Annotated in this window: 12 protein-coding genes; 7 read left to right on the top strand and 5 right to left on the bottom strand. The window is 61.5% G+C overall.

From position 1 onward, the window contains the following. Positions 1 to 111 precede the first annotated feature (111 nt). Positions 112 to 1,335 (bottom strand): beta-ketoacyl-ACP synthase, encoded by a 1,224-nt coding sequence (locus HMPREF9371_RS00620; protein ID WP_156787035.1) that lies wholly within the window; start codon positions 1,333 to 1,335, stop codon positions 112 to 114. After that, positions 1,332 to 2,060: a 3-oxoacyl-ACP reductase FabG gene (fabG, locus tag HMPREF9371_RS00615; RefSeq protein WP_009117839.1), complete on the bottom strand. Its 729-nt coding sequence runs from the start codon at positions 2,058 to 2,060 to the stop codon at positions 1,332 to 1,334. Before fabG ends, HMPREF9371_RS00620 begins: the two co-directional genes overlap by 4 nt. A gap of 23 nt (positions 2,061 to 2,083) precedes the next feature. Here fabG and HMPREF9371_RS12350 point away from each other — a divergent pair, with 23 nt between their 5' ends. The 7 genes from HMPREF9371_RS12350 (at position 2,084) to HMPREF9371_RS00585 (ending at position 9,141) form a co-directional block, all read left to right on the top strand. Continuing rightward, complete coding sequence (locus HMPREF9371_RS12350; protein ID WP_156786955.1) at positions 2,084 to 2,332, top strand: hypothetical protein; 249 nt, start codon at positions 2,084 to 2,086, stop codon at positions 2,330 to 2,332. Next, positions 2,329 to 2,835, top strand: a complete 507-nt coding sequence (gene hscB, locus HMPREF9371_RS00610; RefSeq protein ID WP_009117838.1) for a Fe-S protein assembly co-chaperone HscB — start codon at positions 2,329 to 2,331, stop codon at positions 2,833 to 2,835. Before HMPREF9371_RS12350 ends, hscB begins: the two co-directional genes overlap by 4 nt. 18 nt (positions 2,836 to 2,853) lie before the next feature. Next, positions 2,854 to 3,507: a DUF6973 domain-containing protein gene (locus HMPREF9371_RS00605; RefSeq protein WP_009117837.1), complete on the top strand. Its 654-nt coding sequence runs from the start codon at positions 2,854 to 2,856 to the stop codon at positions 3,505 to 3,507. A 251-nt stretch (positions 3,508 to 3,758) separates the two neighbouring features. Beyond that, on the top strand, positions 3,759 to 6,161 hold the full coding sequence (gene gyrB / locus HMPREF9371_RS00600) for a DNA topoisomerase (ATP-hydrolyzing) subunit B (protein WP_009117835.1): 2,403 nt from the start codon (positions 3,759 to 3,761) through the stop codon (positions 6,159 to 6,161). Positions 6,162 to 6,259: 98 nt separating this feature from the next. Next, on the top strand, positions 6,260 to 7,093 hold the full coding sequence (gene thiD, locus HMPREF9371_RS00595; protein ID WP_040660566.1) for a bifunctional hydroxymethylpyrimidine kinase/phosphomethylpyrimidine kinase: 834 nt from the start codon (positions 6,260 to 6,262) through the stop codon (positions 7,091 to 7,093). A 261-nt stretch (positions 7,094 to 7,354) separates the two neighbouring features. Continuing rightward, positions 7,355 to 8,506: a succinyl-diaminopimelate desuccinylase gene (dapE, locus tag HMPREF9371_RS00590; protein WP_009117833.1), complete on the top strand. Its 1,152-nt coding sequence runs from the start codon at positions 7,355 to 7,357 to the stop codon at positions 8,504 to 8,506. After that, on the top strand, positions 8,500 to 9,141 hold the full coding sequence (locus tag HMPREF9371_RS00585; protein WP_009117832.1) for an HI_0552 family protein: 642 nt from the start codon (positions 8,500 to 8,502) through the stop codon (positions 9,139 to 9,141). The genes dapE and HMPREF9371_RS00585 overlap by 7 nt, the downstream gene beginning before the upstream one ends. Positions 9,142 to 9,411: 270 nt before the next feature. Here the strand turns inward: HMPREF9371_RS00585 and HMPREF9371_RS00580 are convergent, their stop codons facing one another. From HMPREF9371_RS00580 to HMPREF9371_RS00570, 3 genes are all read right to left on the bottom strand, one after another. Further along, positions 9,412 to 10,062: a fumarylacetoacetate hydrolase family protein gene (locus HMPREF9371_RS00580; RefSeq protein WP_009117831.1), complete on the bottom strand. Its 651-nt coding sequence runs from the start codon at positions 10,060 to 10,062 to the stop codon at positions 9,412 to 9,414. Positions 10,063 to 10,149: 87 nt separating this feature from the next. Further along, complete coding sequence (locus tag HMPREF9371_RS00575) at positions 10,150 to 10,677, bottom strand: O-acetyl-ADP-ribose deacetylase (protein WP_009117830.1); 528 nt, start codon at positions 10,675 to 10,677, stop codon at positions 10,150 to 10,152. Between the two features lie 57 nt (positions 10,678 to 10,734). Beyond that, a complete protein-coding gene (locus HMPREF9371_RS00570; protein ID WP_009117829.1) occupies positions 10,735 to 11,595 on the bottom strand; it encodes a phosphoribosylaminoimidazolesuccinocarboxamide synthase in 861 nt (286 codons plus the stop codon). Between the last annotated feature and the right edge of the window lie 15 nt (positions 11,596 to 11,610).

The following is an 11,610-nucleotide window of genomic DNA, read 5'->3' as shown; positions in this document are numbered from 1 at the left end:
TAATGCATAACAGGCAAAGGTCTCAGGCTATCTGAAAGCCAGCCGGCCAATGCAGCAACAGCACTTCATTCGGCATGAAGTGCTGTTTTTTACCCGAACCAAGATTTGCCTCTACCAGCGCCGGAAAACCAAAGAGGTATTCACGCCGCCGAAGGCGAAGTTGTTGTTGACCACGTATTCGGTTTCGATGTGGCGGCCGTTGCCGCGGATATAGTCCACCTCGCCGCAGCGCTCATCAATCTGTTCCAAATTCACGGTGGGCGCAAACCAGCCGCTGCACATCATTTCGATGGCAAACCACGATTCCAGCGCGCCGCAGGCGCCGAGGGTGTGGCCGAGGTAGCTTTTTTGCGAGCTGAGTGGCACATGGCCGAAAACAGCGGCGGTGGCTTGGGTTTCGGCAATATCGCCCTGTTCGGTGGCGGTGCCGTGGCCGCTGACGTAGCCGATTTCGCCGGCGGGCAGGCCCGCGTCTTGCAGGGCCAGTTCCATACAACGCTGCATGGTGGCTTTTTCGGGGCGGGTGATGTGCGAGCCGTCGCTGTTGGCACCATAGCCGACGATTTCGGCGATAATCTGAGCACCGCGCGCTCGGGCGTGCTCCAACTCCTCCAGCACCATCATGCAGGCACCCTCCCCAACCACCAAGCCGTCGCGCCCGGCATCGTAGGGACGCGGGGTGGATTCGGGGGCGCCATTGCGGCGGCTGGCGGCATACAGGGAATCGAACACAAACACTTCCGAAGGACACAGTTGCTCTGCGCCGCCGGCCAGCATCATCGGAATCAGGCCGTGTCTGATGGCCTCATAAGCATAGCCTATACCCTGGCTACCTGAAGTGCAGGCGCTGGAGGTGGGGATCATGCGGCCGGTGAGGCCGAAGAAAATGCCCACATTGGCCGGCATGCTGTGCGGCATCATGCGCACATAGGTGTTGGCATTGAACTGGCTGGGCAGATTGCTCAGCAGCAAACCCATCTGCTGCACATCGGGCGTGCTGCCCACCGAAGAGCCACAGGCCACGCCCATGCGGCCGTCGCGGATAATGGGGTCGCCCAACAGGCCGGCCTGCTGCAAGGCCTGTTCGCAAGCATCCACCGTGTATTGCGCCACCACACCCATGCTGCGCAGCTGTTTACGCGACCAATGCGCGGGTGCCCGATATTCAGGCAGCGGCGCGGCAATCCGCGCTTCCAGCTCGGGAAACGCTTCCCAATCCGGCATATAGCGCACCGCGTTTTTACCGCGCTGAAAGGCGGCCTGCACGCTGTGCCAATCGCGGCCGAAAGCCGACAACGCACCGATACCGGTAATCACCACCCGTTTTTTCATCAGCACAATCCTCCGTTGACCGCAATCACTTGGCGGGTAATGTAGGCGGCCTGCTCGGCCATCAGAAAGCGCACCGCATGCGCCACCTCTTCCGGCGTGCCCATGCGCTGGGCTGGCACCGCTTTCAGAATTTCTGCCACCGGCACATGCTCGTCGAGAATCTCGGTATCGATCAGGCCGGGCGCCACGCAGTTCACCGTAATCTTGCGCTTGGCCAACTCCAAGGCCAAAGCCTTGGCCGCTCCGATCAGGCCGGCCTTGGAGGCGCTGTAATTCACCTGGCCGCGGTTGCCCACCAAACCCGACACCGAAGCCATGCACACAATCCGCCCCGGCGCGCGGCGGCGGATCATCGGCATCACCACCGGATGCAGCACATTGTAAAAACCGTCCAAGTTCGCGCGCAACACCCCGTCCCAATCTTCGTCGCTCAGGGCGGGGAAGGCATTGTCGCGGGTGAGGCCGGCGTTGAGCACCACGCCGTAATAGGCACCGTGCTGTTCCACATCCTGCGCCAGCACGCTGCGGCAGGCGGCGCGGTCGGCCACATCAAACTGCAACACCCGCGCCGCTCGGCCCAATGCACGGACTTCATTCGCGGTCTGCTCGGCCTCCTCCCTGCGGCTGCGGCCATGCACCACAATATCGAAGCCGTCTTGCGCCAATGCCAATGCTACGGCCTTACCGATGCCCCGGCTGGAGCCGGTAATCAAAATGGTCTGCTTCATCAATCAACCAGATGGAAATAGAAATGGGAAACAGAACGCATTATATCGGCGCAACAGGCTACCTGAAAGCAGCCGAGCCGCATCATTTTAAAGTGAATCATCCAATCGGCCCGAATCCGCCGGTTTTTGTCCGTGCGGCACAGTCCAGACGGCAGTACATGGCGTTACCCCGTGTAAAAACCCGGCCGCTTGCCGCACCGCCGGTTTTCCCTGTCGGCAAAAAAACGTATGATGGCCGCCTTCTTGTTTACCTTCGCCATAGCCCGCCATGAACCCACATTTTCGCCTGTTCGGCCTGCCCGAACAATTCGACCTCGACAGCGAAGCCCTGCAGCAAACCTACCGCCGCTTGGCCGCCCAATTCCACCCCGACAAAACCGCCACCGCCTCGGCTTTCGAACAAAAACAGGCCGTGATGATGGCCGCTGCCGTCAACGAAGCCTACCGCCTGCTGGCCGACCCGCTGCACCGCGCCGCCCTCCTCCTGCAGCAACAGGGCATCGAGGCCGACGCCCCTGAACACACCGCCTTCGCCCCGGAGTTTCTGATGCGGCAAATGGAATGGCGCGAAGCCCTGGCCGACGCCCGCGCGGCGCAAGACCAACACGCCCTGCAAGCCCTAGCCGACACCATCGGCGCCGAAGAAACCGCCCTGCACCGCCAATTGGCCCAAGACTTCCAAACCCAAGCCTACCAACAAGCCGCCGACCATGTGCGCCAAGGCCGTTTTTTAGCCAAACTGCGGCAGGAAATCCGCGATGCGCAGGCGGTATAAACTTTCAGGTAGCCTGCGATGAAACCAACCGTCTTCCTGCTCTGCTGCCTGCTCGTCCCCACCCTCAGCAGCTGTGGCGGCCTGCCAGACAAACCCGGCCTGCTCGACTTCAGCCTGCGCCACCCCGCCGCCGCGTTCGCCATCGGCAGCGAAAGCCCTCACGGCACCAACATCACCAGCAATGCCGTACGCCTCTCCACCCGCCTCGGCCTCGACAACCGTGCCAACGGCGACGGCCGCGGCACCGAAGTCAACGCCCTGCGCCACTCACTGTGGCAGGCCGCCATCAGCGCCCGTTTCGGCGCCGACATTGCCGAGCAGGTCGGCAACGCCTACGAGCGCGACAGTACCTTGCGCCCACAAAGCGATTACCCCAACCGCTACCGCGCCGACGAAGCCGCAGACCTGCGCAACAACGCCATCGGCCGCCGCATCGGCCAAGCCCACCGCAGCCGCAATATGAACGAGCTGGCCGCCCTGCTGCTGGCCGAATACCGCGAACACGGCCTGTGGACGGCTTCGGCCGTCACCCGCGAAGGCCAAACCGTATGGCGCATCGCCCAAACCCGCCTCAGCGAAGCCCGCTACCGCCAAGCCCTGCAAAAACTGGCCGCCCTAGACCGCAACGGCATGACCGAAGCCGAACGCCGCCAATTGCGCACCCGCCAATAATGCCTTCCCTTTCCCGCCCTTTCAGGTAGCCTGCCACCGCACTGCAGCAGCACAACAGGCTACCTGAAAAGCGTTTCTCATACCGCCATAAATCGAAACACACCCCGCTGCGGCAGGCTGAACATCAGCGCCGAATCGGGTATAATGCGCGGGTTTTGCAGCACACCGGCCGGGCTTTTCCCCAAATGGGGTTTCCCCCCTTTCAGGTAGCCTCCGCATAGCCGCTGCCCCATCTCCCATCAGAAAAAATCATGAGCGAACAAACAACCCCGCAAGCCGAATACGGCGCCGAGAGCATTCAGGTACTCGAAGGTCTGGACGCAGTGCGCAAGCGCCCCGGCATGTATATCGGCGACACGCAAGACGGCTCCGGCCTGCACCACATGGTATTCGAAGTGTTGGACAACGCCATCGACGAAGCCCTGGCCGGCCACTGCGACAACATCACCGTCGCCATCAATTCCGACAACTCCATCACCATCGAAGACAACGGCCGCGGCATTCCCACCGGCATCCACCCCAAAGAAGGCCGCTCCGCCGCCGAAGTGATCATGACCGTGCTGCATGCGGGCGGCAAGTTCGACAACAACAGCTACAAAATCTCCGGCGGCCTGCACGGCGTGGGCGTATCGGTGGTGAACGCACTCTCCGACTGGCTGCGCCTCACCATCTGGCGCGACGACAAAGAACATTTCGTCGAATTCCGGCGCGGCGACGCGGTGGCCCCGCTGAAAGTGGTGGGCGACGCGCCCGGCAAACACGGCACCCGCGTGCAGTTTCTCGCCAGCGAAGAAACCTTCGGCAATGTGGAATACCATTTCGACATCCTCGCCAAACGCATCCGCGAGCTTTCCTTCCTCAACAACGGCGTGGGCATTGAGCTGTTCGACAAACGCGACGGCAAACACGAAAACTTCGCCTTCTCCGGCGGCGTGGCCGGCTTCGTGCAATACATGAACCGCAAAAAAACCCCGCTGCACGAAAAAGTGTTTTACGCCTTCGGCGAAAAAGACGGCATGAGCGTGGAGTGCGCCATGCAGTGGAACGACAGCTATCAGGAAAACGTGCAATGCTTCACCAATAACATTCCGCAGCGCGACGGCGGCACCCACCTCACCGCCCTGCGCCAGGTGATGACGCGCACTATCAACCACTATATCGAAGCCAACGAGATTGCCAAAAAAGCCAAAGTGGAAACCGGCGGCGACGATATGCGCGAAGGCCTCACCTGCATTTTGTCGGTAAAGCTGCCCGACCCCAAATTTTCTTCGCAAACCAAAGACAAACTGGTTTCCAGCGAAATCGGTCCGGTGGTGAACGAAGTGCTCAGCCAGGCGCTGCACGAATTTTTGGAAGAAAACCCCAGCGATGCCAAAATCATCACCGGCAAAATCATCGATGCCGCCCGCGCCCGCGAAGCGGCGCGCAAAGCCCGCGAAATCACCCGCCGCAAAGGCGTGATGGACGGCTTGGGCCTGCCCGGCAAATTGGCCGATTGTCAGGAAAAAGACCCGGCGCTCTCCGAGCTGTATCTGGTGGAGGGCGATTCGGCCGGCGGCTCGGCCAAACAAGGCCGCGACCGCAAATTCCAGGCCATTTTGCCCTTGAAAGGCAAAATCCTGAACGTGGAAAAAGCCCGCTTCGAGAAAATGCTGGCCAGCCAAGAAGTGGCCACTCTGATTACCGCCTTGGGCACCAGCATCGGCAAAGAAGAATTCAATCTGGAAAAACTGCGCTACCACCGCATCATCATCATGACCGATGCCGACGTGGACGGCGCCCACATCCGCACCCTGCTGCTCACCTTCTTCTACCGCCAAATGCCCGAACTCATCGAGCGCGGCTATGTGTACATCGCCCAACCGCCGCTCTACAAAGCCAAGCACGGCAAGCAGGAACGCTACCTGAAAGACGAAACGGAAAAAGACGAATTCCTGCTCGGCTTGGCGGTGGACAAAGCCAAAATCGTTTCCGAAGGCCGCACGCTGGAAGGCAGCGAGCTCTACCGCTTAGCCAAACAGTTCCTGCTCGCCCGCAACACCGTTGCCCAAGAAAGCCGCGTCATCGACGCCTTGGTATTGCGCACCCTGATCGACATAGACGACATCCGGCTCGACAGCGCAGACGCTGCCGATGCCGCCGTGGCCGCCCTCAATCAGGCTTTGCAAAACCAAGAAATCGCTCTTGAACGAGTGGACGGCCACGAAGGCGGCCACTTCATCAAAATCACCCGCCGCCTGCACGGCAACGTGGCGGTCAGCTACCTGGACCAGAAATTTATCGACAGCAAAGCCTACCAAACCCTCAGCCGCACCGCCGCCCAAATCAAAGGCTGGGTGGCGCCCGGTGCGCTGCTGTACAAAAGTGATGCCGAGCCGCAGGCGGTGGACAGCTTGGAGGCCGCCATCGACATTCTGCTGGCCGGCGCACAAAAAGGCATGAGCATTCAGCGCTACAAAGGCTTGGGCGAAATGAACCCCGAGCAGCTGTGGGAAACCACCATGGATCCCGAAGTGCGCCGCCTGCTCAAAGTGCGTATTGAAGACGCCATCGCCGCCGACGAAGTATTCGTCACCCTGATGGGCGACGAAGTCGAACCGCGCCGCGCCTTTATCGAAAACAATGCCTTGGTGGCGCAAAACATCGACGCTTAAATACCGCTTTGCCCATCATCAGGCTACCTGAAACCGCTGTTGCCGCCTTTCAGGTAGCCTGTTTTCCTTCCCACCCGTTTCACCGCAGCGAGGCCGCCATGCCCCTCCCCGCCCCCTTTCCCCGCGTGCTCAGTATCGCCGGTTCCGACCCGGGCGGCGGAGCCGGCATTCAGGCCGACCTCAAAACCTTCGGCGCCCTCGGTGCCTACGGCACCGCCGCCGTCACCGCCCTCACCGTGCAAAACACGCAGGGCGTACACCGCGTGCACCCCCTGCCCGCCGAGCTGGTTGCCGCACAGGCCGAAGCCGTGCTGGCCGACATCCGCATCGATGCCGTCAAAATCGGCATGCTGCCCGATGCCGACTGCATCCGCGCCGTGGCCGAAGTGCTGCGCCGCCATCCCGTGTCCTTTGTGGTGCTCGACCCCGTGCTGCACGCCACTTCCGGCATGCCCTTATCCACCGGTGCGGCAAGCGCCGTGCTGCTCGCCGAACTGCTGCCGCTGGCCGACCTCATCACCCCCAACCTCAGCGAACTGGCCCGCTTAAGCGGCCAGCCCCAAGCGGCAGACGAAGACGAGATGCTGGCGCAAGGCCGTCTGCTGCTGGCGCAAGGCGCCCGCGCCGTGCTGCTCAAAGGCGGCCATTGGGAGAACAGCAGCCAAGCGCGCGACTGGCTGCTCACCGCCGACGGCCAAACACACCCCTTCAGCAGCCCGCGCATCGACACCCCGCACACCCACGGCACCGGCTGCACCCTCTCTTCCGCCATCGCCGCCCTGCGCCCGCAGCACGACAGCCTGCCCGCAGCCGTGGCCGAAGCCAAACGTTATCTGCAAGGGGCGCTGGAAACCGGCAGCCGCTGGCAACTCGGCCACGGCCGCGGCCCCCTCGCCCATTTCTGGCGCCAACCGCACGGGCAGGAACACTGAATCGCACCGTTTTCTATCGAAGTGCCCATACCATCGCGCCCTGCTTGGCCAACCGTGAAACCTCTTTCAGGTAGCCCGAAGGCTACCTGAAAAGAAACGGCGGCGGAATAGAATGCCCGCTCTGTTTTCGCATTCAGGCAAAATATCTCGGCTGCCGGCTCAAACTGCCCCGTTTTCAGGTGGCCCACATTCTCTGCCACTCCGGCTTGGCAAAGGCCGGCAAACGCGCTATAACCTCACCTTTGCCCACCGGAACCCCCCATGAACCGCGACACCGCCTCCCTGGCCTTAAGCAAACAGCTGCTGGCCGAGCCTTCCGTTACCCCCGACGATGCCCGCTGCCAGGCCATTTTGGCCGAACGCCTGCGCGCCATCGGCTTTAGCGTGGAGCCCCTGCCCTTCGGCCACACGCAAAACTTTTGGGCGCGGCGCGGCAACAGCGGTCCTCTGCTCTGTTTCGCCGGCCACACCGATGTGGTGCCGCCCGGCCCCTTGGAAAAATGGATCTCCCCGCCCTTCATCCCCACCGAGCGCGACGGCCGCCTCTATGCCCGCGGCGCGGCCGATATGAAAACCAGCATCGCCTGTTTTGTGACCGCCTGCGAACGCTTTGTCGCCGCCCATCCCCACCACGACGGCAGCCTGGCGCTCTTGATTACCTCCGATGAGGAAGGCGACGCCCACGACGGCACCACCCGCGTGGTGGACGTATTGCAGGCGCGCGGCGAACACATCGACTACTGCATCGTCGGCGAACCCACGGCGGTCAACACCTTGGGCGACACCATCAAAAACGGCCGCCGCGGCTCGCTCTCCGGCAAGCTCACCGTAAAAGGCAAACAGGGCCACATCGCCTACCCGCATCTGGCCGTGAACCCCATCCACCTGGCCGCCCCCGCGCTGGCGGAGCTGGCCGCTACCGAATGGGACCGCGGCAATGCCTATTTCCCGCCCACCGGCTTCCAAATCTCCAATATCCACGCCGGCACCGGCGCCACCAATGTGATTCCCGGCGTGTTGGAAGTGACATTCAACTTCCGCTTCTCCACCGAATCCACCGACACCAGCCTCAAACAGCGTGTACACCACATTCTCGACAAACACGGCCTGGTTTACGAACTGGATTGGTCGCTCTCCGGCCAGCCCTTTCTCACCGAGGCCGGCCGCCTTACCGAAGTGGCGCAGGCCGCCATCGGCGAAGAATGCGGCCTGCAAGCCGAGCTTTCCACCAGCGGCGGCACCTCAGACGGCCGCTTTATCAAAGCCATTGCCCGCGAGCTGATCGAACTGGGGCCGGTAAACGCCAGCATCCACCAAATCGACGAACACATCGAGCTGGCCGCCGTACCACAACTCTCCGCCGTGTATGAAAACATCATCCGCCGCCTGCTCGTACCCGCTGCCGCATGCTGACGCCCGAAAGCTGCGACCTGTTCCGGCAACCGTTTTTTCAGTTTGCCCAACTCAAACAACACTGCCCGGAGCGCATTCCGCAAATCAAGGCCGACTACCGTGCCGCCTGGCTCGTGTGGCAGGCCTTAATCCGCGAAGTCTCTGCCGGCTTGGGAATGCCGTTTGCCGAGCCGCATATCGAACGCTGGTGCAACGGCTGGCAGGTACGCGCCCATTTCTTCGCCTATTTCAAATACGCACAACACCGCGATTCGGCCGCTATTTTCTCCGTGCTGCTGAATCGCCGTCGCTTGAGCGTAAGTCTCGATTGGCACAGCCACAAAGCCGCCGCCTCAATGCTGACGCTGGCGCAATACCGGCGCTGGACGAGCGCATTGCCCGTCTTTTGCCGCCGTCCCGAGCATGCCGGTTTTGAAGTCTGGCGCGGCAGCGACAGCGAATACGCCGACCATCCCGACTTGGCACAGTATCTGGCCGCCGCATCGGCCGAACCCGACGGCGCGGATTTTCTGCGTATCGGGCGCCATCTTGAACGCGCTGCCTTGCAGCAAACAAAAAGCGCGCCCTGGATCATCGAATCCATACGCGCGCTACAGCCTTTGTATGAGGCCTGTTATACCGCCGAAGATGGCTGATGTCTGCAGCCATCTTTAATTATAATTAATTGTTTTGCTTATTCCGTTTCCATTTCCATCCTGTTTCGGGCCAGCCTTTCAGGTAGCCTGAGCGCTTTGTAAAAGCCTCAAATATGGATGCCGTTCAAGGCGCAACGGCGCAATGGGCATGGACACAAAGAATGCCTTAGGAAAGACAGATTACACAATAGGCAAACTAAGCGAGCCCTGCGCCAAGGGCAGAACCGCACAGCGCAGAAATGCGCCGCGGGTACGGATTTTGCGAAAGCCTCAGGCTACCTGAAAGCCACAATCGATATGCCCGTGCAAGGAAAGCTGCACGCTGTCGCCGTGGTGCAGCTCGCCCACACCCTCCGGTGTGCCGGTGTAAATCAGGCTGCCGGCGGGCAGGCCGTAGGTGGCGGACAAAAACGCAATCAGCTGCGGCACGGAAAACATCATCTGCCCGCTGTCGCCCTGCTGGCGCAGGCCGCCGTTGATATGCAGACTGAAACCGAGGCAGTCGGGCGCAGGCAATACTGCCGGCGACACAAAATGCGACACGCAGGCGCTGCCGCGGAAACCTTTGGCTTTTAGCCACGGCAGCCCCTGGCTTTTGGCCGTGCTCTGCACATCGCGGGCGGTCAGGTCCAAGCCGATGCCCACTCCGGCCACATAATCCATTGCGTCGGCCGCCGACACATACTCCGCCGTGCGGCCGATATACAACACCAGCTCGCATTCATAATGCACCGATTCGCTGTAAGGCGGCAGCACAATCGGGCTGCCCGCCTGCAAAAGGGCACCGGTGGGCTTTAAAAACGCCAAAGGCTCCTCCGGCACCGCATTGCCCAGCTCCTTGGCGTGTTCTCGGTAATTGCGGCCGATGCAGAAAATATTGCTCACTTCGCGGCGTTCGCCGTTTAACACAATATGCGGCATGCTGTACTCCTGATGGTGTCTACTAGATGGGATTGGCATGGCTGTACCGGGTGGGCCAAACGGCTTTCAGGCAGCCTCAAGCCCAGGCTACCTGAAAGCCGAATCCGTGGCGGCCAACAAACGGCGGTAAATCGCTTCGTCCTCGACCGAAAAGCAGCACAGCCACACCTGTTCCAGCGCCGGGCATTCCGGCAGTGTGCGGCGGATGCTCTCCAACGCCACGGCGGCGGCCGCTGCGGGCGGATAGCCGTACACGCCGGTGCTGATGCAGGGAAAAGCGATGCTGTGCAAACCGTGCTGCTGCGCCAGCCGCAGCGATTGGGCATAAGCCGAGGCCAACAGCGCGGCCTCGCCTTGGCCGCCGCCGTACCAAATCGGCCCCACGGTGTGGATCACGTAGCGGGCGGGCAGGCCGTAGCCGCAGGTGATTTTGGCTTCGCCGGTGCGGCAGCCGTTTAAGCCGCGGCACTCGGCCAAAAGCTGCGGGCCGGCGGCGCGGTGTATCGCGCCGTCCACCCCGCCGCCGCCGAGCAGGCTGTTGTTGGCGGCGTTGACCACCGCATCCACCGCCAGCGTGGTGATGTCGGCGCGAATCACGCTGATTTGTGCGCTCACAGACGGCTCCTTTGGCAACGGTTGCCACAGGCATTCAGGCTGCCTGAACGCGGTTGTTTAATTACCTGCCAACAGGGTTAACGCTTCGCGGTATTTGGCCACGGTTTTCTCAATCACCTCGGCCGGCACGCGCGGAGCGGGCGGCTGTTTGTTCCAGCCGCTTGCTTCCAGCCAGTCGCGGATAAACTGCTTATCGAAGGAAGGCGGATTGGTGCCCACTTGGTATTGGTCGGCCGGCCAGAAACGGCTGGAATCGGGAGTGAGCACTTCGTCCATCAGGGTAAGCGTGCCGTTTTCGTCGAGGCCGAATTCGAATTTGGTGTCGCAGATGATGATGCCGCGAGTTTTGGCATAGGCAGCGGCTTCGGTATAGAGTGCGATGGCTTTGGCGCGCACTTCGGCGGCCAGCTCTTTGCCGATGATGCGCTCGCACGCTTCGTAGCTAATGTTTTCGTCGTGGTCGCCCACTTCGGCTTTGGTGGACGGGGTAAAGATGACTTCGGGCAACTGCTGGGCCTCCTGCATGCCTTCGGGCAGGCGGATGCCGCACACGCTGCCGGTTTTTTGATAGTCTTTCCAGCCGCTGCCGGCCAAATAGCCGCGCACGATGGCCTCCACTTTTACCGGCCTCAGCTTCTTCGCCACCACCGCGCGTTTTTCCAGCGCCTGCGCTTCGGCGGCGGGCAGCACATCGGCCACGGTGTCGCCGGTAAAGTGGTTGGGCATGATGTGCCGCAGTTTTTCAAACCAGAAATTGGAAATCTGGGTAAGGATTTCGCCTTTGCCGGGAATGGGGTCGTCGAGGATGACATCGAAGGCGGAGAGCCGGTCGGAGGCCACCATCAGCATCCGTTTGTCGTCGATTTCATAAAGGTCGCGTACTTTGCCGGAATAGATTTTTTTCAGGCTGGGGGTCATGTCGGGCTTTCTTTT

Origin of the sequence: Neisseria shayeganii 871, from assembly GCF_000226875.1 — a bacterium.
Taxonomy (GTDB): domain Bacteria; phylum Pseudomonadota; class Gammaproteobacteria; order Burkholderiales; family Neisseriaceae; genus Eikenella; species Eikenella shayeganii.
This window is presented reverse-complemented; position numbering and strand designations above follow the sequence as displayed.